The organism is Bacillus sp. FSL K6-1000 (assembly GCF_038630785.1).
GTDB lineage: Bacteria > Bacillota > Bacilli > Bacillales > Bacillaceae > Bacillus > Bacillus safensis.
On sequence record NZ_CP152042.1, the window covers coordinates 3346365 to 3371095 of the forward strand.

The following is a 24731-nucleotide window of genomic DNA, read 5'->3' on the forward strand; positions in this document are numbered from 1 at the left end:
TTCTAACGATTTTCGCCTGCAAGCTGACGTTCAATGCGGGAAAGCTTTCCGCTGACACTGCCGTCATAAATGCGGTTTCCGATACGGATTTTCACTCCGCCTATTAGATCCTTGTCAATCACATTTTCAACACGCAGTGATGTGACTCCGGCTTTTTTGGCAAATACTTCAGATAAAGATTGGATTTCAGCACCGCTCAGCGGTTTCACTGAATACACGACCGCATCGTCTATTTGTTTCGTACGGTTTGCAAGTTTCACAAACTCAGACGTCATTTCAGAGAAAATATTCGTGCGTCCGCGGTCAATCAGTAAATACATTGTGTGCAATACATAAGTAGAAACACCTTTGAAAGCTTCAGCAATCAACTGTTTCTTTTTGTCTGCCGTAATCTTTGGATGAACAAGGAAGTCATTGAGTTCTTGGTCAGCCTTTAGAACTTTTTTGATCTCATTCAGCTCTTTTTCAGTTTCGTCTACTGCCGAAGAAGCAAGAACGATGTCAAAAAGAGCAGAAGCGTAACGCTTAGAGACAATAGTTACGCTCATCGGCTTTCGCCTGCCTCTTTAAGGTACTCTTGAATCAATTTCTCTTGTGCCTGCTCATCAAGTTCTTTTTCAATCACTTTAGATGCAATCAGCACAGATAGTGATGCAACCTGCTCACGCAGTGCAGCCACAGCTTGTTCTTTTTCTTTCACGATTTCAGTTCTAGCAGACTCTTTCAAGCGCTCTGATTCTTGACGTGCTGCTTGAATGATCTCTTCTTTTTGTTTTTCACCAATCTTTTTCGCATTTTCGATGAGTGTATGTGATTCTTCGCGTGCTTCTTTCAATAAGACACGTTGTTCTTCAAGAAGCTTTTCAGCTTGAACGTGCTTTTCTTCAGCACTTGAAATTTCATTTCCTATATAATCTTCACGCTGCTTCATAATACCTAATAAAGGTTTAAGCGCAAATTTCTTTAAAAGTGCAAGCAAAATGAGCATAGCGATAAGCTGGAATAACATATCACCGGCGTTGAAGCTTAAGCCCCCTGCTCCTAAAACCACTGGTAACTGAGACATTTAGTACGGCAACTCCCTTCTTTAAATAATATGTTAAGAAACAAAACATAAAGGAATGGCGAAGTTTCGAACTAATCTGATCTTCGCCATTAAAATTCATATTAGAACGCTTCTCACATATTAACCAAAGAATGCCAAGAATGCGATAACGACAGCGATAATTGGAAGTGCCTCAACTAAAGCGACCCCGATGAACATAAGTGTTCTTAGTTCTCTACCAGCTTCTGGCTGACGAGCGATTCCTTCAACTGTTTTAGATACGATTAGACCGTTACCAATACCTGCTCCTAGTGCTCCTAAACCGATTGCAATTGCTGCTGCTATTAAATTCATTAAAAAGCTCCTCCTTTAAAATAACGTCCTTTTTGGACTCTCAATTTTTTAGTGTTCGTCGCTGACTTTATGGGAAATGTACACCATTGTCAGCATGGTGAAGATAAATGCCTGGATTGTTCCGACAAACAAACTGAATGCCTGCCATACAATCATCGGCACGATGGCACCTAATGTACCAACGATACCAAGCGCAATGTTTTGCGTGTAGAAATTGGTCGCAAGTCCTGCAAGTAACCCAAGAAGAATCTCTCCAGCGAAAATATTTCCGTAAAGACGCAAACCAAGTGTTAGCGTGTTTGCAAATTCTTCAATGATTTTCAGCGGCACTAAATATGGGATTGGCTTGAAGAAGTCTTTCGTATATTCCTTGACTCCTTTTGCCTTGACACCGTAGAAGTGTGTAAGTCCCATGACCATAATTGCTAGTGTCATTGTGATTGCAGGATCAGCAGTTGGTGATTTCCACCACAAGTTGTGATCGACCGTAATCGAGAATGGCAGTCCAAGCATGTTTGAAACAAATATGTACATGAGTAATGTAACGCCAAGCGCTAGAAATGGGGCTCCTGTTTTCATGTCCATCGAACTACCTATGATATTTCGAACAAAATCAACGATCCATTCCATGAAGTTCTGCGCCTTAGTCGGACGAATAGACAGAACACGAGTAGTCAGCACCGCTATGAGAAGAACGATGATACTAGCAATCGTAATCATGAGAACATTGGATAAGTTGAACGTTAACCCTAAAAATTCTGTAGTTTTTGAACTGTGACCCAAAGAGTATTCACCTCTCTTCCATAGTAGAACGTTTAAGTTGAATGAAGGAATCTATCATAATGACAGGATATATTGTCATTAATCCTATAACAACACCTGCCAGATGAACTTCATTAGGGTAACGCCAAGCAATCGCTACTGCGAGAATCGCGTTGGCCCACCTGGCTGTACTTCCCATTGAACGAATGGATTTTCCTTTTTTAACCGCTCGATCAAAAGCGTGCATTCTCCGTATAAGTAGGAATAAATTAAAGAAAGCAAAAATTGTGCCGATAATGAAACCAAGAAACAGTGGTTTAAAACCAGGCATGGCATAGCCAAACACAAAAATTGCCAATAGATAGAACATGTATTTACTCTGTCTGCGGAAAATCGCGTTTGGATCGTTCATTCATCTGACTCCCGATGAAAAATATTGTAAAAAAGGTGATAAATGGTGATGAAAACTGCGTAGAAGACGCTTATGATAAGCCGTCCTATTCGAAAAAAATCAATCACCCATCGGTCTAATTGCACAATCAGACTTGAAATCTTTAGATCTATGGGATGCTGCTTCATTCGTTGATACAAACCCTGATTATTAAAGGGTTCACAATGAGGATTAGTAGAGTGCTATAGGCTATGAAAACCTTACCATAATACCCTCGTTTAGCATACAATAGCGTCTATGATGTGTCAATCGGTTGAAAGTTAAAAAACTTTTCTATAGTGATAGAGCACACAAAATGTTCACAATTTCATCAAACTTTAGGAGAGATGTGACATTCATTGAAAAAAACAGCCAATGTTCAGTATACAATGATTTTTCTATGAACGGTATCAACCGTTTGTCATATATTTCAAAAAAGCCCACATGCACGTTTTGCATGTGGGCTTTTATTAAGACTTTCTTATTTCGTTCCATACATACGGTCACCAGCATCACCAAGACCTGGAATGATGTAACCTTTTTCGTTTAGTTTCTCATCTAATGCTGCAATGTAGATATCAACATCTGGATGATGCTTTTGCATTTCTTCTACACCTTCAGGGGCAGCAATCAGACACATGAAGCGAATGTTTTTCGCACCGCGTTTTTTCAAGCTGTTTAACGCTTCGACTGCTGAGCCGCCAGTTGCAAGCATTGGATCTACTACGATAAATTCACGCTCTTCCACATCAGATGGAAGCTTCACATAATATTCAACAGGCTTTAATGTTTTCGGATCGCGGTATAAACCAACATGTCCCACTTTAGCAGCTGGAATGAGTTTCAAAATCCCGTCTACCATTCCAAGACCTGCTCTTAAAATTGGCACAACACCGAGTTTTTTACCTGAGATCACGTTTGATTTCGCTACTTGTACAGGTGTTTCTACATCTACCTCTTCAAGCGGTAAATCTCTTGTGATTTCAAATGCCATTAATGTTGCGACTTCATCCACTAGCTCTCTAAATTCTTTAGTTCCTGTATGAACGTCACGAATATATGTAAGTTTGTGCTGAATAAGCGGGTGATCAAATACATAAACCTTTGCCATAGCTTGCTACAACTCCTTTTCTGTCATCTTCCGGTGAACTTTGCACACTTCCTACAATTCTACATAAAAAGACATCATCTTTCAATATGATTCGCAAATCCTACAAAAAAAACCCACATGCCAAAAATAGGCAAATGGGTCTGTTTTTTAATAATCTAATTCGTTATATAGAGGGAAACGAGCCGTAAGATCAGATACACGCTTTTTCGCCTCTTCTAATTTCGCTTCATCTTCATGATGTTTTAGCGCAAGTGCAATAATGGAACCGACTTCTTTCATCGCTTCTTGATCGAAACCGCGGCTTGTTACTGCAGCTGTCCCTACACGTACACCACTTGTGACAAATGGTTTCTCTGGATCATAAGGAATTGCATTTTTGTTCACTGTAATACCGATTTCATCAAGAACGTTTTCTGCAATTTTTCCTGTGATGCCAAGAGAACGCAAGTCAATGAGAACAAGATGGTTATCTGTTCCGCCAGATACAAGCTGAATATCTTCAGATAAAAGAGTTTCAGCTAGTTGTTTTGCATTATCAATGACGTTTTGTGCATATGTTTTGAAATCTCCGTTCAATACTTCACCGAAAGAAACAGCTTTTGCAGAGATGACATGCATGAGTGGTCCACCTTGAATACCAGGGAAGATCGATTTGTCGATCTTTTTACCAAACTCTTCACGGCAAAGAATCATTCCGCCGCGAGGTCCGCGTAATGTTTTGTGAGTTGTTGTTGTCACAAAATCTGCGTAAGGAACTGGATTTGGATGAAGACCTGCTGCAACAAGACCAGCAATGTGAGCCATGTCGACCATAAAGTAAGCACCGACTTCATCAGCAATCTCACGGAACTTTTTGAAATCAATTTGACGTGGGTATGCACTTGCACCCGCAACGATTAGTTTCGGCTTATGTTCACGTGCTTTTTCAAGTACATCTTGATAGTCGATATGCTGAGTTTCTTTATCTACACCATATTCTACAAAGTTGTACTGTACACCACTAAAGTTTACAGGGCTTCCGTGTGTTAAATGTCCGCCATGTGATAAGTTCATGCCCAGCACTGTATCGCCATGCTCAAGAATAGTAAAGTAAACAGCCATGTTCGCTTGAGCACCTGAGTGAGGTTGTACGTTCACATACTCAGCGCCAAAAATTTCTTTTGCGCGGTCACGTGCGATATCTTCCACAACGTCTACATGTTCACAGCCGCCATAGTAGCGTTTACCAGGATAACCCTCAGCGTATTTATTTGTTAATACAGAGCCCTGTGCTTCCATGACTGCTTCGCTTACGAAGTTTTCTGATGCAATTAATTCGATTTTGTCCTGCTGGCGTTTCCGCTCTAGTTGAATTGCTTTGAATACTTGTGCGTCTTGCTCAGGTAAATGTTTCATCAGCGAAATCCTCTCCAATCTATTTCCATTCGATGTTTTCACCATCTCATTGTACACGGTTTTTGAGTAAAATGTAAAAGTTTTTTTTGGAAAATCGACTTCTTTTTTATGAAAACCCGAATATTCAAGTGGTAAAGCGTCTTCATCATTCAACATTATATTAGAAATATATCGAAGCTATGATCTTGTATAAACCGCTCTTTCTCCGCCAATCAGCTTCGGACGTGTTTTCGCAAAAGTCACATGTGCATGTCCTAATTGATGACGGCTGAGACGGACAGGTACAGCGACTCTCTTTAAATGCATCCCAATTAACGTATCGCCGATATCAATTCCAGCATGCGCCTCAATGGATTCGACCAATACAGGATGTTCCATTTGCTGATACGCGTGAGCCGCCATCGAACCACCCGCTTTACGGACAGGTACTGCAGCTACAATCTCCAAGTTAAAACGGAAAGCCACTTCTTCTTCAACGACTAGGGCACGATTTAGATGCTCACAGCATTGAAAGGCGAGCTCAATGCCGGTCTCTTGTCTTAACTGATCCAATTCTTGATAGATGGACGCAGCAATTTGCTCACTCCCTGCAGTACCAATATGCTCACCAGCCACTTCTGACGTACTGCAGCCAATGACTAAAATTTGCCCGGCACGCAATTCAACTGTTTGATGAAACTCTTTTAACATTTCAAGCCAATCTTGACCAATGTTCATGTTAAGCGCTCCTTATAGGTGCTTTTCTTCGTAATCAGCAATTTTGCCAATCCGCACAGCATGGCGTCCTGCTGTAAACTCTGTTGTCAGCCAAATATGCGCAATCTCACGTGCTAATCCTGGTCCAATCACTCGCTCTCCCATTGCAAGAACGTTCGTATCATTATGTTCTCTAGTTGCTCTTGCACTAAATGTATCATGTGCTAATGCACAGCGAATTCCTTTTACTTTATTTGCCGAGATGCTCATGCCGATGCCTGTCCCGCAAATTAAAATGCCGCGGTCGACTTCTCCGTTTGCCACCATATTGGCTACAGGGAATGCATAATCTGGGTAATCTACAGAACCTGATCCGCATTCACAACCCATATCAATGTATTCAATCTTCAATTCATCCATCAGTTGTTTGATTTCTTCACGAATATTCGTTCCGCCGTGATCGGATGCAATGGCTACTTTCATCGGGCAATTCCTCCTAAGGGTGAGTTGATCTGTTATATCTTACATTCATTCTTTATTTACAGTTATATTTTAACCTCTGCCTAGTGATTTGCAAACAAAAGCAGAAAAACCGTTGACGCAACGGTTTTACAGGTTATCTATGATGATGATCTTTTTTCAATTTCTCAGCGAGCTGATGCAGTAAGGCTTCAAGTTCATCACGAGTTTCCTGATAAACAGAAAGACTTCCTCCAAACGGGTCGGAAACATCGCCTTCTGTTCCTGTCGCAAATTCCTTTAAAGTGAAGACCTTGCCTATTGCATGCGCATACTGCTCAGTAATCAACTGTTTATGCTGCATAGTCATCGTGAAGACGTAATGAGCTTCGCGCAGAAGCTCCTCTGTCAATTTTGATGATGAGTGATTCAGTGGAATGCTTTTCTCAAATAATGCTTCGATCGCTTGAGGAGAAGCCTTCCCTTCATCGGAGGCAAAAATGCCCGCTGATTTTACAGTGACCTCTAAACCTTTTTCATCTGCAATGGAAGCAAAAAGGGCTTGAGCCATTGGACTTCTGCATGTATTTCCCGTACAAACAAATAAGATTTTCATCTTTCGCCCTCCTTTTCTTCTATTATATAGCATTTCATTCTACATGTTATGTAAGGAGACTGGCTAGAGCGGAAATAATAATTTGATACCAAAGGCTAGTAAAATAATTCCGCCAAGCGCGCCGCTATATGAACCCACCCATGACCGAACCTGTTTACCGAGTAATAATCCGAGCCATGTGAGGAGCATACTAAAAAAACCAAACAATAATATAGTCATCCACACCTGGGAACCGTAAATTCCGAGGCTTAAACCAACAGAGAAGCTGTCTAGGCTGACACTTGTAGCAAAAAGAACGAGACCAGTCCCAACAGGTGCGATAAAGGGCTTATCTTCTTTGCGGATAGAAGCAACGATCATTTGCAGTCCCAGCACCAAAAGCAGCGCCCCGCCAATATAGGTGGCAAGAAGACCGAGCCATCCGGATAAGAGCTGACCTGTCAGCATACCAAAAAGCGGCATAAACATATGAAATATCCCAATAACAAGTCCAATATAAATGATCTGGCGGAACCTCAGCTGAATCATCCCCATACCAAGTCCAACCGAAAAAGCATCCATTCCAAGTGCAAAAGCCATGATGCTGAGCGTCAGCAATTCGCCAGCTAGTTCGTTCATGTAAATCCCCCTTGGACACACATTCTCCTTTAACCTATGTTTGTCCAAGAAAGGTTAGAACTATTGGAACGAAGGGAGTGTACGCCCTCCTGCGGCTTTTTGCAGACGGTTCATAATGGCAGAACCAACTCCTTGCTCTGGAAAGGCTTCTGAAATAATCAAGTCTACATCCGTTTCATCAAATTGTCTCAGTACACGATAGAGGTTTGCAGCAACCGTTTCAGGTTTTTCTCTCCATCCACAGCTGTACACAACATCTGCCGCAAATAGCGATTTCTTTTCTTCTGTTGTCAGCACTCCGACTTTTAGACCTTCAGCTTTGTATTTCTGAATGTGCCGCTGCATGTCTTCATCACTTCCATGAAAGATATACATCTGGGCTTCAGGTGCATAGTGTGTGTATTTCATACCTGGCGATACTGGCGCCTCGTCCTTTTTTGTCAGCCCCGGATCCACACTCACCGTCCCCACGACCTCTTCTAATGCTTCTTTTGTAATTCCGCCCGGTCTTAAAATCACTGGGGTCTCACCGACACAGGATACAACCGTTGACTCAACGCCAATTCCAGTTGAACCGCCATCCACAATTCCAGCGATTCTTCCTTCGAGGTCACTCGCTACATGGTCAGCTTGTGTTGGTGAAGGTTTCCCTGAACGGTTCGCACTTGGTGCAGCAATTGGCAGACCAGCTGCTCGGATGAGCTCAAGCGCAATGGGATGGTCAGGCATTCTCACACCTACTGTGGATAAACCTGCCGTAACCTGCTTGGATAAAGTGCCCGGCTTACACGGAAGAACGATGGTTAAGGCGCCCGGCCAAAAGGCATCCATCAGTGCCTTCGCTTTTTCGCTTTCTATTTGTGCAAATTCGTGAAGCTGCTGAACTTCCGCAATGTGAACAATCAACGGATTATCACTCGGACGCCCTTTCGCTTCATAAATTTTCATCACGGCTTCTGTCTCTTTCGCATTTGCCCCGAGTCCGTAAACGGTCTCTGTCGGGAAAGCAACCACTTCATTTTGCTGCAGCAGATCGGCCGCCTGTTTAATTTGTGGATAGTATGTGGATAAATCCTTTTCTAAATCCACAGACCACCTTTTTGTATTTAACATCATACAAACTCCTTTTAAAAAAGATAAAACTGTTGATATATCTCAATTATCCTTTTGAAAGTATAAAAGATGATGATCAATAAAACAAGCGTTGTCCACAATTTGTGGATAACGCTTGTTTTCTAGTGGATAAGTATGTGTATAAGTCCATCATTTTGTGATTAACTGCCTTTTTTTTGCAGGACCACAGCCTGTTCTTTCCCCAATGTCTCTTTTGCATGTGCAGAGCTCCATATGCTTTCTGGGATTTCCTCTAAAGGCGTAAAGCCCATTAATGCCAAAAAATCATGGGAAGAGGAATGGTTTGCAACGACATAAAAAGTATCCACACCTATTTTTTCTCCCAGCGTTTGAACGCTTTGGAACAAGGAGACAATGTGCCCCTGACCGAGCTTATCTGATATGACAAGCGACCGCAGCAATCCCTCTTGTTCATTGAGCTGTTCAAGACCTAAGCAGCCTGCCAGCTGACCATCCGCATCTTCCATCACGACAAATGTCGTTCGCTCTGCAAGCGTTACTCCGCCTTTTGCTTGTCCCTTTTCAAGAAAAGCATTGATCGACGGGACATCTTCCTCTGTGGCTATTCTTAATTGATAATACATGCTTTCACCTCTTTTTTGATCTCTTACTTCAACTCTATGAGGCAAAAACCGATTTATACCTTTTTTAAGAGAAAAGACTAGAGACCCATTCGAACAAAAAGAACTTCACTTCACCTGTCTCTTCTTCCTCTTCTTTCACCACTTCATTGACAGACTCTTTCGTTTGCTGCGCTGTCACTTGTTTATCCTCATCGCCTTCTGGTGAGGCAATGGCTTCTCCGTTTGAAAAATCGATAAAACAGAGCGGCGGGAATAACACACACCACCAGTTGGCTCCGTCCCCTTCTCCAAGCGTAATTAAAATGGCTTCATATTTCCCAGCAGGATAGACGAAATTTCCATAGAGTTTTGTTGGAAATGAAGCTTTTTGAAAACTGACCGATACAGATTGATCAATATGCTGTTCCTTCAATTTCGCTTTGGCGATACGATTGATTTCTGGCAGCTTTGATCGAATGACTCGTCTTGCTTCTTCAATGGATGTGAGGTCTTTGACCCACTCCGTCATATTCGCATTGACCTCGTCACGAATACTTCTTTTCACATCCTGATCCGCTGAACGATCACTATTTGCTAAAATGCGTAATCGAATCGCTTCATCTGGTATAACAACAGGCTGATTTGCAGAAGCAGCCGCCGTCTCCTCTCTGCCAAGGTTTGCAAAAGCACCGCATAATAATAGAAACATATAAAGACAAATCATCGTTTTACTTTTCAACATTGAGTGTTCCCCCCACTTTTTCTCTTCGCTACAAACATTGTGTCCAGGAAACTCATTTCATAAACAGTCAATATGATTTTTTTAATAGATTATGAGCCAAAACAAAAAAGCCGTTCTCTTTAAGAACGACTTTTGAGTGAGGATTGGTAGTCAGAAGGGTACAGTCTCCCATCCCAATCTCGGCTGATTTTTAAACCAGATTCTGTTTTAATAACAGTCATGGCCCCTTTTTTCTCGATTTCTTTTTTGACTTTTCCTTTGTGATCGATAAATTGGATCACCATTTCATAGTTAAATTCAATTCTGTCATCGCTTTCATCTGAAGGCGTAAACATAATTTTCTTCAGCTTAATTTGACAATCTTGATCCTTCGCCGCTTCTAATATGCTCGGGAACATGCTGTCTTGTGTATATTCTTGATATTCATGTTCGGTTAAATAAACCTTCAGCTTCTCTTTCATATCAGATAGGTCATCCGTTCGATTCACTGTGTATTGTGCTTTTTTATAGCTTTCTCCAAATGCTGCTGCCTCTTTTTTAAAGCTCGGTTTACCACAAGCACTCACAATCAATAGTACACTGACGATGACCAACACCATCGCATACCTTTTGTTCACACCATTCGCTCCTTCAAAACAAATTTATGTAAAAAATCATGATCAGAATGTTCATTCTTCTATATATACGTTTCTCTTTTACCATAAGTTTCATCTTTACATAATAAAATAGTCCGGCTATATTCAGCCGGACTTTCCGTTTTGAATGTGTGCGCAAACAGCTCGATCTTTTCCATTAATATCTTTGACGGTGTAGACATGCGCTTCAGGAAAAGCCTGCACGAGAAGCGCTGTGACATCTTGACCTTGCGTATGTCCAATTTCAAAGACAACAACTGCCTGTTCACTCAGCACGCTGTGAAGATCACGAACAAGACGTTTATAAAACCACAAGCCATCACGTCCGTCCGTCAGCGCATTCACCGGCTCATGCTTCGTCACAACCTCAGACAGACTGTCCATTTCTTCCGCCGCAATATAAGGTGGATTGGAAATAAATACATCTACTTTAATACCTTGAGCTATAACCGGTTCAAGTAAATCTCCATGTAAAAAATGAACGTCTGCACCGAGCGCTTGTTGATTCCGCTTTGCTACCGCAAGTGCTTCTTGTGAGATATCAGTCGCTGTGACAGATAGTGATTTTTTTTCAAGAGCGAGCGTAATCGCAATGGCGCCGCTTCCTGTGCCAACGTCAACTGCTTTGAGCGGCTGATCGGGCGGGAAAACGTCACCTACCAAATTGAGCGCCGCTAGAACAACTTCTTCCGTTTCAGGACGAGGAATAAGAACATACTTGTTCACCTCGAAAGGACGTCCGTAAAAGAATTCAACACCCGTTAAATGCTGAACAGGAACACCCGCCTTATGCTGCGTCACAAATTGGCTGAACAGTTGATCTTGCTCCTCAGGCAGCGCATCATGAAATCGTGCAAGAAGCTCACTTCTGCTCCAGCCGAGCACATGCATCAACAGGAGTTCTGCTGCATTTTGGTCTCTGCCAGCTTCCGTTAACAAAGAAGAAGCCCATTTAAGGGCTTCGAAGATTGTTCGCTCTTTATTTTGCATCTTGAAGCTTTCTTGCTTGGTCTTCCATAATTAGTGCATCAATGACCTCGTCAAGTTTTCCTTCTAAGATTTGATCAAGCTTTTGAATCGTCAATCCGATGCGGTGGTCTGTTACACGGTTTTGCGGGAAGTTGTACGTACGGATACGCTCTGAACGATCCCCTGTTCCAACCGCAGATTTACGCGTTTGATCATATTCAGCCTGTGCTTCACGCTGGAATTTATCATAAATTCTCGCACGCAGTACTTTCATGGCTTTTTCTTTGTTTTTAATTTGTGATTTCTCATCCTGACAGGATACAACAACACCTGTTGGAAGGTGAGTTAATCGAACAGCAGACATTGTCGTGTTTACACTCTGTCCGCCAGGTCCGCTAGATGTGAAAGTATCGACACGGATGTCTTTTTCATGGATATCAATTTCAACTTCCTCAGCCTCAGGTAATACAGCGACTGTCGCAGTTGATGTATGAATCCGTCCGCCTGATTCCGTTTCTGGAACACGCTGCACGCGGTGTGCGCCATTCTCAAACTTTAGTTTGGAGTATGCGCCTTTCCCACTGATCATAAAGATGATTTCTTTATAACCGCCTGTGCCAGTGACACTTGCTTCCATGACTTCTGTTTTCCAGCCTTGCATTTCAGCATAACGGCTATACATACGGTAAAGGTTACCTGCAAAAAGAGCAGCCTCTTCTCCGCCTGCTGCACCACGAACCTCCACAATAACGTTTTTGTTGTCATTCGGATCTTTCGGGATCAGCAAGATTTTCAGCTCGTCTTCTAAACGTTCCGTTTCCTCAGTGAGCTCTGAAATTTCTTCTTTGACCATGTCGCGCATCTCAGCATCCAGCTTCTCTTCGAGCATTGCTTTCGCATCATTCAGCTGGTCGTATGCCGCACGATATTGTCTATATACCTCAACAGTTTCTTGAATATCGGATTGTTCTTTCGAATATTCACGAAGCTTCGTAGTGTCGTTCACCACTTCAGGGTCACTTAAATATTCATTTAGTTTTTCATAACGTTCTTCAATTGATTTTAAACGGTCTAACATGGTCTTCACCTCTGTTTTGTGCGTAACAGTCTAATTATAGTATAGCGGGGTATGACAGTCAAAAAAATTTCCAAAACAATTGATTTTCTGCAATTTTTCGCTAGAAAACACGATCTTTGGCGATTGGTTACTTGTTTTGTCTAACGTGAAGGAACAGGTCCTCCTTAAAGAGAATGGTACTTGTAATTGAAAAAAGGGAGGGCATTTGGTTTGAATACAAATGAGGTTGCAAAGGAAATTGGTGTTTCTTCAAAGACGATTCAGCGTTGGGTCAAACAGCTCAACATCCCTGTCGCCCGGAATGAACTTGGACATTATGAATTTCATGAAGATATTGTACAGCTGCTCAAAGAGGTCAAACACCAGATGAGTGAAGGTGTGATCCTCCAAGATATTCAACTGCCAATCCATAAGGAAACCGTTCGTCAATCAGCACCTGCTGTCGAAACTGATGTCTCCAAACAGCGGATTGAAGCATTAGAAAAACAAGTAAAAGCGCTCATCCAGCAGCAATTACACGTCACTGATGTCGAAGACCACCTGCAAGAACTTGAACGGAAATTGGCTAAAAAAGCAGATGAAGGTGTATCGTATCAACTGCTTCAGCACCGCAGAGAAATTGAAGATTTATCCACAAAATTTGACCGCCTCGCCGCAACCTTGAAACAACCGTCACAAGCAGAAGAAAAAAAGGAAATCGCACCCCCTGACCTCAAAAAAAAGCGTGTACTCTTCCCTCTGTTTCATTCATTTCGCTAAGAAAGGCTGCCTATTGAGGCAGCCTTCAGATTTTTGACAAAGGGCTAAAATAATCTTGATTTTAGCCCTTTGTCTTCTTTCAGCGTGATAGAAAACCTTTGCAGTCTAGGAAGGACGAGCATCGGAGCGGAGCGAATTTGACATTCGTGAGCACCGGAGCGCAGGACTGACAACGAATGCGAGGGTTTGTCTACACGCTGAAGGCTGCCTCGAGGCAGCCTTTTTACTATATTATACGGTAAGAGCAATAATGATCGGTAATGTGATGAGTGACATGATGGCACTGATGACAAATGCGGATGCAGTTTCCGCCTCTTGTTTTTCAAATCGTGTTGCGATCATTGCTGCAACAGCTGAACCTGGGAAGGCTACAAGTAATACAGCTTTTGTAATTTCATCAGCCGAAAGACCCATAAGAACCGCAATAAGATACATAAGTATTGGTTGTACAGCTACTTTTAGCAATGCAATACTGAAGGCCGGCAAGCTTAATTTAATTTTGCGGATACCAACAGTGACACCGACTGCGAATAGCGCAACCCCTGATGTAACACTGCCAATTTCCTCTAACATTTCATGTCCAATTGCAGGAAGTTTAAATCCTAAAAGAACAAGAATGATACTGGCTAACGGTGCAAGTGCAAGCGGCTCTGATAAACCGTGCAAAATTGCTTTTGTCGTCATTTTTAGGAAGCTTTCGCCGTCTTTGGTTTTCCCTTTTGTTTTTTCACCGACAGTTGATACAATAATTGCAATTGGATCAAGCATTGCATTTACAACTATTCCGGTAATCGCAATCGGAATTGCAACTTCTTGAGCCCCAAATAAACTGCCCAAGACCGGAATCCCCATAAATGCAAAGGTCGGTTGTGCTGAGTTTAATGAGAAAACAGATGAGTCTGTTAAATCATATTTAAAAGCAAATTTCGTAACTAAAAGGATAATGATATAAAAACCAACGATTCCGAAAATCAATGCAACGAAAAATGGAATTTGACTATAGAATTTATCTTTTGGTGTTGACAGAATACTGGCGATAAAGTGCGCTGGTAAAGCATACTTTGTTACAAGTGTACTTACACCTTTTGCAGATTTAGCGTCATAGCTGCCGAAGTGTCCTGCGAACCAACCCAGCGCGATAACGAAAAAAATCGGTGCTAGGAGGATCAAAATATTTAAAAAGTCCATCTTACTATTCCTCCTTAAATCCTTTACATGTTTCTTATTTATTGCGGCATTGCTTAGATTACCCGAAGCAATGCCGCGTTACACATTTTATTATGCTCTTACTATTTTTTTATATTCAGGAATCCACATTGCGTCTTTCACAGCTTGTTCGATGTTGTCCGGCGTTTTTCTTGCGACACCATCTTCAATTGCTGCTTTCGCTACTTCAACAGCCACATGAATTGACACTTCTTGCAATTTATCAATACTTGGAAGAAGACCAGCACCTGGTTTCTCATGATCAACCATTTCAGCAATTGCATTTGCAGAAGCAACGAACATGCCTTTTGTGATGATTTTTGATTCTGTTACGATTGAACCAAGACCAAGTCCAGGGAAAACGAACGCATTGTTTGATTGTCCGATTTCATGTTCGATTCCGTTATACTCAACGTTTTCGAACGGGCTTCCTGTTGCAACAAGTGCACGGCCGTCAGTCCATTTGAATAGATCCTCTGGCACTGCTTCAGCAAGCGGTGTTGGGTTAGACATCGGCATGATCACTGGACGCTCTGTATGAGCTGCCATTTCTTTAATGATTTCTTCAGTGAATGCGCCGCCTTGACCTGAAGTACCAATAAGAATTGTTGGCTTCGCTTGGCGAACCGTTTCAGCAAATGAGATTTGTCCTTTTTCATCTCGTGCCCAGCCTTCTACTTCATCAGAAGAACGAAGGTATGGTTTTTGGAAATCAAGCACTTCATCTTCAAATTGGTCTGTTAGCAATCCTCTGTAGTCTAAAGTCCAGAATGCATTGTTTGCTTCTTCTTCTGTTAGACCTTCAAGAACCATTGTGTCACGCATTTGATCTGCGATTCCGATACCAGCAGATCCAGCTCCGAAGATGACAACACGGTGATCTTTCAATTGAGTACCAGTTTTCTTGACAGCTGCAAGAACACCCGCTAAAGTAATGGCACCAGTACCTTGAATATCATCGTTGAACGTTAAGATGTTATCATTGTATTTTTTCATGATGTTACGCGCATTTTTGTTTCCAAGGTCTTCCCAGTGCAGCAATGCTTTCGGGAAGAATTTAAGCGCTGCTTTTACATAAGCATCAATGAATTCTTCGTATTTTTCACCTTGTACACGTTTGTGATGGTTCCCGATGTATAATGGATCATTCAATAATTTTTCATTGTTTGTTCCAACATCTAATACAACTGGAATTACGCGGCTAGGATCAATACCTGCTGCAGCCGTGTAAACAGCTAATTTACCGATTGCGATGTTGATACCACCAACACCCCAGTCACCAATTCCAAGAATACTCTCAGAGTCAGTTGCAACGATGAGGTCAATATCTCCAGCAGTTGCGTGCAAGTTTTCAAATGCTTTCTCGATGCCGTCAATGTCGTCGATTGAAAGATAGACACCATGAGGTCTTCTGTATTCATGGCTGTATTCTTGAATCGCTTCACCAACAGTTGGCGTGTACACAACAGGAAGCATTTCACGAAGTTTTTCTGTTAGAAGCTTGTAGAACAATACTTCGTTACGGTTTTGTAAATCACTTAAGTATACGTTTTGACGAAGACGATCCGGCTGAGCTAGAAATTGCTTGTACGCTCTTTCTGCTTGCTGTTCTAAAGTGAGAACGGTTGGAGGAAGTAAACCTTCAAGTCCAAGCTCTTGTCTTTCTTCTTCAGAGAAAGCAACGCCTTTGTTCAACGTTGGAATCGATAATACATCTTTACCTGTCAAAGTGGTTTCGAGGTACCCTTCTTTTGTTTTCTTCACGTTGTTCATCAAAAACTACCCTCTTTCTAAAATATAAATAAAGTGAACTATTAATCCAAAGAACGATTAAGGAGAAAAATCCTTAATCAAAAAAATTATGACAAGAAATCGAACTTTTCGTTTAAATGCTTTACACTACAGTTAGTCATTTTATGCCTGCTTATAACAAAACGCAAGCGTTGAAAATTAGATAATTTAATCGTAGTGTTATTTAATTTATTTAAGTACAAATGATGGGTGTTCAGCCAAAATCTCGAAAAACGAAACACAGCGGCATTTGCTATTTTTTTATTTGTCAAGTGTTGTACCAACATCAAGTCTTGGTACTTCATGGTGATGTCTGCATCGTGCTTCGTATGATTCCTGCGCACCTACTAAAATAATAGGATCATCATAGGATGCGGGTTTACCGTCGATCAAGCGTTGTGTTCTACTCGCTGGGGAGCCGCATACCGAACAAACTGCTTGAAGTTTTGTTACAAGCTCTGCACATGCCATTAAATGCGGAACAACACCAAATGGCTCTCCTCTGAAGTCTTGATCCAGACCTGCAACAATGACTCGGTAGCCTTGGTCAGCCAATTGAGTGACAATGTCAATGATTGTCTCATCAAAAAATTGCACCTCATCAATGCCAATGACATCGGTTCTTTCTGATATGTGCGTTATTATGTCTTTTGGTGAGGCTACTGCAATCCCATCTAATGATGAACCGTTATGTGACACAACTGAGCTTGTACTATATCGGTTATCAATCGATGGTTTGAATATTTTTACTTCTTGTTTGGCAAAGGTGGCCCTTTTGGCTCTCCGAATCAATTCTTCCGACTTTCCAGAAAACATACTACCGCAGATGACTTCAAGCCAACCGCTTTGTTTCATCACATACATAAGGTCTTCTCCCCCGTTTTAAAGTTCCATCAATCCACGTAAAAAAACAGGCAAGAACGGATTCCTGCCTGTTTATTGTATCTATTATTACTTAAGACCGTATTTTTTGTTAAAGCGGTCAACACGTCCATCAGCAGAAGCGAATTTTTGACGGCCTGTATAGAAAGGATGGCACTCAGAGCAAATCTCGATGCGTACCTCTTCTTTTACTGATCCAGTTTCAAACTCATTTCCACAAGCGCATTTGACTGTAGCTTTTTTGTAGTTAGGATGAATTCCTGTTTTCATCTACTGTCATCTCCTTCCGCCCTGAATCCAATTCGGAAACAGAGTTAATATCTCAGAAATAAATTCTGAAACGCACATGATAAAATTATAACAGTGTAAGTCTATGATTGCAAATGTATTTTTTCAGGGAAGCTATCTTCTTGATGCAGACATATTGGCTTGTTTCCATTCTTGCGTTAAAATATCGAAAAACTCTTGGTTTGTCTTTGTTTTTCTCATTTTACGCATGAACTTCTCAGCGAAGTCAGGTGTATCTGACATCGATTTTCTCATCGCCCATAGACGATCAAGATGCTCTTTTGGCACAAGCAGTTCTTCTTTTCTCGTACCAGAACGGCGAATGTCGATCGCAGGGAAAATTCTTCTTTCGGCCAAAGAACGGTCCAAATGAAGCTCCATGTTTCCAGTTCCTTTAAACTCTTCATAAATCACGTCATCCATACGTGATCCTGTATCAACAAGTGCAGTGGCTAAAATCGTCAAGCTTCCGCCTTCTTCAATGTTACGCGCAGCACCAAAGAAGCGTTTTGGACGATGGAAAGCCGCAGGATCAATACCACCTGAAAGTGTTCGGCCGCTTGGCGGAATCACAAGGTTGTATGCACGAGCAAGCCTTGTGATGCTGTCCATTAAGATGATGACATCTTTTTTATGTTCAACAAGACGCATCGCACGCTCTAAGACAAGCTCTGCTACTTTAATGTGGTTTTCCGGTACTTCGTCAAAGGTTGAACTAACAACATCCCCTGCAACAGAACGTTCGATATCTGTTACTTCTTCTGGTCGTTCATCAATCAAAAGGACAATCAGCTCTGCCTCTGGGTGATTTTCAGAAATACTGTTGGCAATTTCTTTAAGCAAAATGGTTTTCCCAGCCTTAGGCGGTGCAACGATTAAACCACGCTGTCCAAATCCAACTGGCGCCATCATGTCCATAATTCTAGTAGACAGGTGATTAGGCTGTGTTTCAAGAATCATTTGACGGTCAGGAAATAGCGGTGTGAGTGCAGGAAAGTGAACACGTTCCTTTGCTGATTCTGGGTCGTCCCCATTTACCGCTTCTACATGAAGGAGGCCATAGTAGCGTTCATTCTCTTTTGGAGGTCGTACCTTTCCAGACACTTTATCTCCATTTCGTAAATCAAAGCGTCTGATTTGTGAAGCTGAAATATAAATGTCTTCAGAACTTGGGGAGTAGTTAATCGGTCTTAAGAAACCAAATCCCTCAGACTGAATAATTTCAAGAACCCCTTCCATAAATAAGAGATCCTCTTGCTCAGCATTCGCCTTTAAGATGGCAAAAATTAATTCTTTTTTTGTTAGTTTGCTGTAATAAGAGATTTTGTATCGTTTTGCTAACTCATACAGCTCTTTTAATTTCATATTTTCCAAAGATGAAATCGAAACATCTTTCAATATGGACACCACACTTTTCTAGTCAATGTATTTCTTTACAAATGCATGACCATTGTATTTGATTAGCTTTTTAATTCCGTTGTTGTTGGAATGACCTCGCTCTGATGGTAACGCTCCCACTCGTTTTATCGTGAAAGATAGGAACAATGTGAAATAGAGCTTTTTTAACATAGAGAAGGATAATGAGTATATCGTCATGATGCGGCAGTATTTAAACTTGTTGAAGCTTAAAAGAAGTAAATTCGCAGAAAATTTCGCAGCACTCTTTAGTTTTACCTCATTTGCAGAGAATATTCAACTTTAAAAAGAAAATGATATACATTTGACACCTATATGAAAAGCGGGTAATGAATACCCGCTTTCAGATTACGGACGAATGACAAGATTCGGTTTTTTCTTTAAGCTGTGTCTGCCGTCTACGAAACGAACTGTACCCGATTTCGCACGCATGACAACACTATGTGTTGTTCCAACAGAGCCTTTGAATTGAACACCTTTAAGTAATTCCCCGTCTGTTACACCTGTCGCTGCAAAAATGGCGTCATCTCCTTTTACGAGATCTTCCATTCTGAGGACTTTACCAACATCCAGCCCCATTTTCTCACAGCGTCTTAATTCTTCTTCACTTTGAGGAAGAAGCTTACCATGAATTTCACCACCAAGTGCCTTTAATGCAACAGCAGAAAGGACACCCTCAGGCGCTCCGCCTGAACCAAATAGAATATCAACACCTGTGTGATCAAATGCTGTATTAATGGCTCCTGCAACGTCACCATCATCGATCAGTTTAATTCTTGCTCCTGCTTCTCTCAGTTCAGCAATAATTTTTTCATGTCGATCTCTGTTTAAAATCGTTGCAACCACATCTTCAATATCTTTGTTTTTCGCTTTTGCAACAGCGCGAAGATTATCAATGACAGGCGCTTCAATATCGATGCAGCCTACTGCTTCTGGACCTACTGCGATCTTATCCATGTACATATCAGGTGCATTCAGCAGGTTGCCATGATCTGCAACTGCAATGACAGCTAAGGCATTCCAGCCGCCGCTTGCCACAATGTTTGTTCCTTCTAATGGATCAACAGCGACATCCACGCGAGGTCCATATCCGTTCCCAAGCTTTTCCCCAATATAAAGCATTGGTGCTTCGTCCATTTCCCCTTCGCCAATCACCACTGTTCCCTTCATCGGAATGGTGTCAAATACATCACGCATTGCACTTGTTGCAGCATCATCCGCTTCGTCTTTTAATCCTCTTCCCATCCAACGGGCAGATTTTAATGCAGCTGCTTCTGTCACCCGTACTAGTTCCATCGATAAACTTCTTTCCATTTTTGTCCAAATCTCCTCTCACAGTCAAAGCCTTATGAATTTTGAAGTTCTTCTATTTCTTGATCATTCAGCTTTTCACGCCAGATGGTTGCACCCAAGCCTTCAAGCTTCTTCTCAAGCAAACTATATCCTCTGTCTATATGTTCAAGCCCTGTGATTTCGGTCACACCGTCTGCCATTAGCCCTGCGACAACAAGACAAGCTCCTGCACGCAGATCACTTGCTTTGACCTTTGCTCCTTGAAGCTGCGTTTGTCCGGTAATAATAGCGGATCTTCCTTCGACCTTCATGTTTGCACCCATTCGGCGCAATTCGTCAATATGCTTAAAGCGGGCTGAGTAGATCGTATCTGTGACCACACTCGTGCCTTTCGCTTTTGTTAACAGCGCCGTCATCGGCTGTTGAAGATCAGTCGGAAAGCCCGGATACACAAGGGTTTTGATATCGACAGGCTTGAGTCCTTCGTTTCTGCCAACGATCAACATCTGATCGTTGCTCGTTTCAATGGTGAACCCCATTTCTCTAAGTTTCGCCGTAATTGATTCTAAATGAGTTGGGATCACATTATCAAGTACAACTTCATCTCCCATCGCTGCACCAGCTATTAAAAATGTTCCTGCTTCGATGCGGTCAGGGATGATTGAATGCTTACAGCCATGAAGGGATTCTACACCTTCGATTCGAATGACATCGGTCCCCGCACCTTTGATTTTGGCACCCATGCTTGCAAGCAGTGTCGCTACATCAATAATTTCGGGTTCCTTTGCAGCATTTTCAATCACGGTTTTTCCTTCAGCCAGTACGGCTGCCAGCATGATGTTGATTGTCGCACCTACACTGACAACATCAAGATAAATCCGGGCTCCGACTAATTTTTCAGCACGCAAATAAATCGCACCCTGCTCGTTTGTCACCTCGGCTCCGAGTGCTTCAAAGCCTTTGATATGCTGATCAATCGGTCTAGGTCCTAAGTGACATCCTCCTGGCAGTCCGATGACAGCCTGCTTGAATCTTCCCAGCATGGCTCCCATTAAATAATAGGATGCACGCAGTTTCTTCACTTTTCCATTAGGAAGCGGCATACTGATCATGGAAACAGGATTAACAACCATTTCACCTTTTTCAAAAGTGACCTTTCCGCCAATTTCTTCTAACAGATCTCGCAATGTGTCGATATCTGATATATGCGGAAGGCCTTCAATGGTTACTGGAGAATCAGCGAGAATCGTGGCAGGAATCAGTGCCACAGCACTATTTTTCGCACCACTAATATGTACGGTCCCGCGCAAGGGATCACCGCCGGCAATGTTTAACTTTTCCATATTTGTCTCCCTTCTTAAAGAAGATCACTGTTGGAGTTATACTGTTTGTGGATGTCGCGCTTTAAAAGGTCTTGTCCAAAATTTAGCCAATATCAAGAGAAAGAATACAGGTTAAACGAAATTTGTCGGAAGAAAAATAATCGAAGCTTTGCGAGGCTGTGATGTTCTCTTCTTTGCACAAAACATTTCTTAGCGTTTATAAGGAAAACTGCGGCAAACGAGAGACGATCCCGCCTGCCACAATCATTTATTTATTCCAGTCTGCTAAAAATTGCTCAATGCCTGCATCCGTTAATGGGTGTTTCGTCAGCTGCTTGATGACTTTCAGCGGCATTGTGCCGATATGAGCACCTCTAAGCGCAGCTTCTGTCACATGCTGCGGGTGACGAATGGATGCAGCAATGATTTGTGTATCTAATCCATGAACATCAAAAATAGTTTTCACTTCGCTTATGAGATCAAGACCATTTTGGCCAATATCATCTAGGCGGCCAAGGAATGGAGAAACATACGTCGCACCAGCTCTAGCTGCAAGAAGTGCCTGGTTTGCACTAAAAATCAATGTGACGTTTGTTTTAATCCCAAGGTCCGTTAATGCTTTAACAGCTTTAAGGCCATCTGTAGTCATTGGAATTTTGACCGTGATATTTGGTGCGATAGCAGCAAGCTCTTTTCCTTCTTCAATCATTTCCTCTGCTTTTAAGGAAATCACTTCTGCACTGACAGAGCCTGATACCACGTCAGTGATTTCACGAAGGCGGTCGTGGAATGATACGTCCTTTTCTTTCGCTACTAAACTAGGGTTTGTTGTGACGCCTGCTAAAATGCCAAGCTCGTGCGCCTCTTTGATGTCTTCAATATTCGCTGTATCTACGAAAAATAACATAACTGTGCCACTCTCCTATCAATAAATTGTCTGAAATGTAAATTTGATTGCGCTTTCTCGAGATATGGAGAAAACCGCCTGTGACTCAGGCGGCTTTCGGTTCTCATCAAATTATGCTTGGTTAGAAGAACCAAATTCGCGCATTTTGCCGATAACAGTCGCTTTAATTGCGTCACGAGCTGGTCCAAGATATTTACGTGGATCATACTCTTCTGTTTTTGCAGCAAGTGTTTCGCGTACTGCTTTCGCAGAAGCAATTTGGTTTTCAGTGTTTACATTGATTTTTGCTGTACCAAGTGAAATTGCACGCTTGATGTCAGCAGTTGGGATACCTGTTCCGCCGTGAAGAACAAGTGGAAGGCCAGTCGTTTTACCGATTTCTTCCATTTCAGCGAAACCAAGGTTTGGTTCACCTTTGTATGGACCATGTACTGAACCTAATGCAGGTGCAAGGCAGTCAATACCAGTGCGTTCTACAAGCTCTTGGCACTCTTTTGGATCAGCATAAATAACGCCCTCAGCGATGACGTCATCTTCTTGCCCACCAACAGTTCCAAGTTCAGCTTCAACAGACACACCATGGAAATGTGCAAGTTCAACAACTTTCGCAGTTGTTTCCACATTCTCATCAAATGGGTGGTGAGAAGCATCGATCATGACAGAAGTAAATCCTGCATGAATCGCTTTTGCACAAGATTCAAAGCTTGAACCGTGATCTAAATGAATCGCAACAGGAACTGTTACATTATATTCTTCGATTAACGCTTTAACCATTGCGACAACTGTTTTGAAGCCGCCCATGTAGCGTCCTGCTCCTTCAGATACTCCTAAGATAACAGGAGATTTCTCTTCTTCAGCAGCTTGTAAAATCGCTTGCGTGAATTCTAAGTTATTTAAGTTAAACTGTCCAACAGCGTAACCTTTTTCCTTTGCGTCTTTCAACATTTCTGTCATTGAAACTAAAGGCATGATGAAAAATCCTCCCTATGTAGCTAATTTGCTTGCTAAAAAAAGCTCTCCACCCTAGCATGACCAGAATTTCTCGCCATATGTAAACTTTCAAAGTCAGATCGCTTTCTTCTTCCTTTATAGGATACCAATTATTCGACAAATCGGCAACAGAATGACTCGATTCAATCATTTCCATCTAGCCATTTGTTTCAAGCGGCAAGTATTCTTTGACAGCATCTCGGATTTCATCAATATCAAACGGCTTAGCGAAGTGCGTCAATGCACCGAGTTCTTTGGATTCTTGGATCATATCTAATTCGCCATAGGCTGTCATAATGATGACACGGATGTCTTCATCAATTAATTTCATCCGTTTTAAAATTTCGATACCATCCATTCCGGGGATTTTCATATCAAGCAGGACAAGGTTCGGTCTATGGTTTTTCACAATATCTAATGCCTGTAGTCCATTGGCAGCTTGGAAGGTTTGATAGCCTTCTTTATGAAACACTTCATTCAATAATATTCTAATACCGTACTGATCATCGACAATTAAAATTTTCTCATTCATCTGTTACACCCCATTGCTTTCATTTTTCGCCATAAAAAGAGCTGTTGTTAAATAATTCTGTTTGATTTTCACATTTCCTTTAATTATAATAGTTTACTTTACGACATTTTCTGAGCATTTTTCCTAATATTCTCTTTATATTCTATTATAAAATGATCTGACCGAAGGAGGAAATGAGTCTTGTTAAAAATTTTTACGACCCAGTTATCAGGTATTTTTTCACGTATTGGAGAAAAGCAGGCTGAAGCGATTGAGGACGGTGCACGCCTTCTTGCACAGGCTGTTGTCAGTGGACAGGCCGTTTATTTTCACGGAAAGAATGAACTGGCTGCTGTCGCCCTAGAGGCATCTGAAAGCAATGAGCCGTTTCCCGGTGCGAAAGTGCTGCCGCTCGATCAAAAGGAGCGCAGCTTACTTCAACCTAGTGACAGGGTGCTGCTATTTTATTCAGACCCAGAAGATCAGGAAATTCAATCTCTTGTTAAAGAGCTGCACGAACAAGGTACACCCGTTGTTGGTGTAGGGCCGGCACAAAAGGAGCCGTCCACGATTGAAGAGCATTGTGATGTCCACATTGATTTTCAGCTCAAGAAACCGCTTGTGCCCGCTGAAGATGGGACAAGGTTTGGTTTTCCTGCTTTAATGACCTGCTTATACGTCTACCACGCCCTATCGTTTACTGTGAAGGAGATCGTGGAGGAATATGAATAAAAAAACTGCCGAGAAGTGATATTCTCG

Annotated in this window: 29 protein-coding genes; 2 read left to right on the forward strand and 27 right to left on the reverse strand. The window is 41.9% G+C overall.

The genetic code is table 11. The annotated features are described in order from the left end of the window. Nucleotides 1-2 precede the first annotated feature (2 nt). The 17 genes from MHI46_RS17410 to prfA all read right to left on the reverse strand — a co-directional run bounded on the left by MHI46_RS17410 (nucleotide 3) and on the right by prfA (nucleotide 12607). Nucleotides 3-548 (reverse strand): F0F1 ATP synthase subunit delta, encoded by a 546-nt coding sequence (locus tag MHI46_RS17410; RefSeq protein ID WP_024426340.1) that lies wholly within the window; start codon nucleotides 546-548, stop codon nucleotides 3-5. After that, nucleotides 545-1066 carry a F0F1 ATP synthase subunit B gene (gene atpF, locus MHI46_RS17415; RefSeq protein ID WP_034281220.1) on the reverse strand — a complete coding sequence of 174 codons (522 nt, stop codon included), beginning with the start codon at nucleotides 1064-1066 and terminating at the stop codon, nucleotides 545-547. Before atpF ends, MHI46_RS17410 begins: the two co-directional genes overlap by 4 nt. 120 nt (nucleotides 1067-1186) lie before the next feature. Then, the gene (atpE, locus tag MHI46_RS17420; RefSeq protein WP_003214968.1) at nucleotides 1187-1399 is read right to left on the reverse strand and encodes a F0F1 ATP synthase subunit C; all 213 of its coding nucleotides are present in this window, start codon (nucleotides 1397-1399) and stop codon (nucleotides 1187-1189) included. A gap of 48 nt (nucleotides 1400-1447) precedes the next feature. Next, nucleotides 1448-2182, reverse strand: a complete 735-nt coding sequence (atpB, locus tag MHI46_RS17425) for a F0F1 ATP synthase subunit A (RefSeq protein WP_024423730.1) — start codon at nucleotides 2180-2182, stop codon at nucleotides 1448-1450. A 7-nt stretch (nucleotides 2183-2189) separates the two neighbouring features. Beyond that, complete coding sequence (locus MHI46_RS17430; protein ID WP_024423731.1) at nucleotides 2190-2573, reverse strand: ATP synthase subunit I; 384 nt, start codon at nucleotides 2571-2573, stop codon at nucleotides 2190-2192. Nucleotides 2574-3072: 499 nt separating this feature from the next. Next, nucleotides 3073-3702, reverse strand: a complete 630-nt coding sequence (gene upp, locus MHI46_RS17435) for a uracil phosphoribosyltransferase (RefSeq protein ID WP_003214553.1) — start codon at nucleotides 3700-3702, stop codon at nucleotides 3073-3075. Between the two features lie 147 nt (nucleotides 3703-3849). Next, nucleotides 3850-5097 (reverse strand): serine hydroxymethyltransferase, encoded by a 1248-nt coding sequence (gene glyA, locus MHI46_RS17440; protein ID WP_034281450.1) that lies wholly within the window; start codon nucleotides 5095-5097, stop codon nucleotides 3850-3852. A gap of 177 nt (nucleotides 5098-5274) precedes the next feature. Beyond that, nucleotides 5275-5814, reverse strand: a complete 540-nt coding sequence (locus MHI46_RS17445; RefSeq protein WP_342502971.1) for a TIGR01440 family protein — start codon at nucleotides 5812-5814, stop codon at nucleotides 5275-5277. A gap of 12 nt (nucleotides 5815-5826) precedes the next feature. Next, the gene (gene rpiB, locus MHI46_RS17450; protein ID WP_058838556.1) at nucleotides 5827-6276 is read right to left on the reverse strand and encodes a ribose 5-phosphate isomerase B; all 450 of its coding nucleotides are present in this window, start codon (nucleotides 6274-6276) and stop codon (nucleotides 5827-5829) included. A gap of 133 nt (nucleotides 6277-6409) precedes the next feature. Beyond that, nucleotides 6410-6868: a low molecular weight protein arginine phosphatase gene (locus tag MHI46_RS17455; RefSeq protein WP_342502972.1), complete on the reverse strand. Its 459-nt coding sequence runs from the start codon at nucleotides 6866-6868 to the stop codon at nucleotides 6410-6412. Between the two features lie 63 nt (nucleotides 6869-6931). Beyond that, on the reverse strand, nucleotides 6932-7486 hold the full coding sequence (locus MHI46_RS17460; protein WP_039182117.1) for a manganese efflux pump: 555 nt from the start codon (nucleotides 7484-7486) through the stop codon (nucleotides 6932-6934). A gap of 60 nt (nucleotides 7487-7546) precedes the next feature. Next, nucleotides 7547-8599 carry an L-threonylcarbamoyladenylate synthase gene (locus MHI46_RS17465; RefSeq protein ID WP_058838554.1) on the reverse strand — a complete coding sequence of 351 codons (1053 nt, stop codon included), beginning with the start codon at nucleotides 8597-8599 and terminating at the stop codon, nucleotides 7547-7549. A 161-nt stretch (nucleotides 8600-8760) separates the two neighbouring features. Further along, nucleotides 8761-9204, reverse strand: coding sequence for a hypothetical protein (locus MHI46_RS17470; protein WP_059376369.1), 444 nt, complete (start codon nucleotides 9202-9204; stop codon nucleotides 8761-8763). 64 nt (nucleotides 9205-9268) lie between these two features. Next, nucleotides 9269-9922: a stage II sporulation protein R gene (gene spoIIR, locus MHI46_RS17475; protein WP_231746893.1), complete on the reverse strand. Its 654-nt coding sequence runs from the start codon at nucleotides 9920-9922 to the stop codon at nucleotides 9269-9271. Nucleotides 9923-10044: 122 nt separating this feature from the next. After that, a complete protein-coding gene (locus MHI46_RS17480) occupies nucleotides 10045-10524 on the reverse strand; it encodes a hypothetical protein (RefSeq protein ID WP_058838603.1) in 480 nt (159 codons plus the stop codon). 141 nt (nucleotides 10525-10665) lie between these two features. After that, on the reverse strand, nucleotides 10666-11550 hold the full coding sequence (prmC, locus tag MHI46_RS17485; protein ID WP_106025520.1) for a peptide chain release factor N(5)-glutamine methyltransferase: 885 nt from the start codon (nucleotides 11548-11550) through the stop codon (nucleotides 10666-10668). Further along, the gene (prfA, locus tag MHI46_RS17490; RefSeq protein WP_039182133.1) at nucleotides 11540-12607 is read right to left on the reverse strand and encodes a peptide chain release factor 1; all 1068 of its coding nucleotides are present in this window, start codon (nucleotides 12605-12607) and stop codon (nucleotides 11540-11542) included. Before prfA ends, prmC begins: the two co-directional genes overlap by 11 nt. 210 nt (nucleotides 12608-12817) lie before the next feature. Here prfA and racA point away from each other — a divergent pair, with 210 nt between their 5' ends. Then, nucleotides 12818-13366 carry a chromosome-anchoring protein RacA gene (gene racA, locus MHI46_RS17495; protein WP_342502973.1) on the forward strand — a complete coding sequence of 183 codons (549 nt, stop codon included), beginning with the start codon at nucleotides 12818-12820 and terminating at the stop codon, nucleotides 13364-13366. Nucleotides 13367-13597: 231 nt separating this feature from the next. On the opposite strand, the gene MHI46_RS17500 is transcribed toward racA, so the two are convergent. From MHI46_RS17500 to MHI46_RS17545, 10 genes are all read right to left on the reverse strand, one after another. Continuing rightward, nucleotides 13598-14554, reverse strand: coding sequence for an AEC family transporter (locus tag MHI46_RS17500; RefSeq protein WP_039182138.1), 957 nt, complete (start codon nucleotides 14552-14554; stop codon nucleotides 13598-13600). A gap of 90 nt (nucleotides 14555-14644) precedes the next feature. Continuing rightward, nucleotides 14645-16345, reverse strand: coding sequence for an oxaloacetate-decarboxylating malate dehydrogenase (gene malS / locus MHI46_RS17505; protein ID WP_039182140.1), 1701 nt, complete (start codon nucleotides 16343-16345; stop codon nucleotides 14645-14647). Between the two features lie 279 nt (nucleotides 16346-16624). Next, on the reverse strand, nucleotides 16625-17227 hold the full coding sequence (locus tag MHI46_RS17510) for a thymidine kinase (protein WP_024426350.1): 603 nt from the start codon (nucleotides 17225-17227) through the stop codon (nucleotides 16625-16627). Nucleotides 17228-17314: 87 nt separating this feature from the next. Beyond that, nucleotides 17315-17515, reverse strand: a complete 201-nt coding sequence (rpmE, locus tag MHI46_RS17515; protein ID WP_003215407.1) for a 50S ribosomal protein L31 — start codon at nucleotides 17513-17515, stop codon at nucleotides 17315-17317. A 132-nt stretch (nucleotides 17516-17647) separates the two neighbouring features. Beyond that, nucleotides 17648-18931, reverse strand: coding sequence for a transcription termination factor Rho (gene rho, locus MHI46_RS17520; protein ID WP_008354975.1), 1284 nt, complete (start codon nucleotides 18929-18931; stop codon nucleotides 17648-17650). Nucleotides 18932-19297: 366 nt separating this feature from the next. Next, nucleotides 19298-20263 (reverse strand): class II fructose-bisphosphatase, encoded by a 966-nt coding sequence (glpX, locus tag MHI46_RS17525; protein WP_012011567.1) that lies wholly within the window; start codon nucleotides 20261-20263, stop codon nucleotides 19298-19300. Nucleotides 20264-20295: 32 nt separating this feature from the next. Continuing rightward, nucleotides 20296-21585 carry a UDP-N-acetylglucosamine 1-carboxyvinyltransferase gene (locus MHI46_RS17530; protein ID WP_024423746.1) on the reverse strand — a complete coding sequence of 430 codons (1290 nt, stop codon included), beginning with the start codon at nucleotides 21583-21585 and terminating at the stop codon, nucleotides 20296-20298. 247 nt (nucleotides 21586-21832) lie between these two features. Continuing rightward, the gene (gene fsa, locus MHI46_RS17535) at nucleotides 21833-22471 is read right to left on the reverse strand and encodes a fructose-6-phosphate aldolase (RefSeq protein WP_024426351.1); all 639 of its coding nucleotides are present in this window, start codon (nucleotides 22469-22471) and stop codon (nucleotides 21833-21835) included. Nucleotides 22472-22582: 111 nt separating this feature from the next. Further along, nucleotides 22583-23440 carry a class II fructose-bisphosphate aldolase gene (locus MHI46_RS17540; RefSeq protein WP_024423748.1) on the reverse strand — a complete coding sequence of 286 codons (858 nt, stop codon included), beginning with the start codon at nucleotides 23438-23440 and terminating at the stop codon, nucleotides 22583-22585. 178 nt (nucleotides 23441-23618) lie between these two features. Then, nucleotides 23619-23993 (reverse strand): response regulator, encoded by a 375-nt coding sequence (locus tag MHI46_RS17545; protein WP_003214681.1) that lies wholly within the window; start codon nucleotides 23991-23993, stop codon nucleotides 23619-23621. A gap of 180 nt (nucleotides 23994-24173) precedes the next feature. On the opposite strand from MHI46_RS17545, the gene MHI46_RS17550 reads away from it, so the two are divergent. Then, the gene (locus MHI46_RS17550) at nucleotides 24174-24704 is read left to right on the forward strand and encodes a DUF2529 domain-containing protein (RefSeq protein WP_342502974.1); all 531 of its coding nucleotides are present in this window, start codon (nucleotides 24174-24176) and stop codon (nucleotides 24702-24704) included. Nucleotides 24705-24731: the final 27 nt, after the last annotated feature.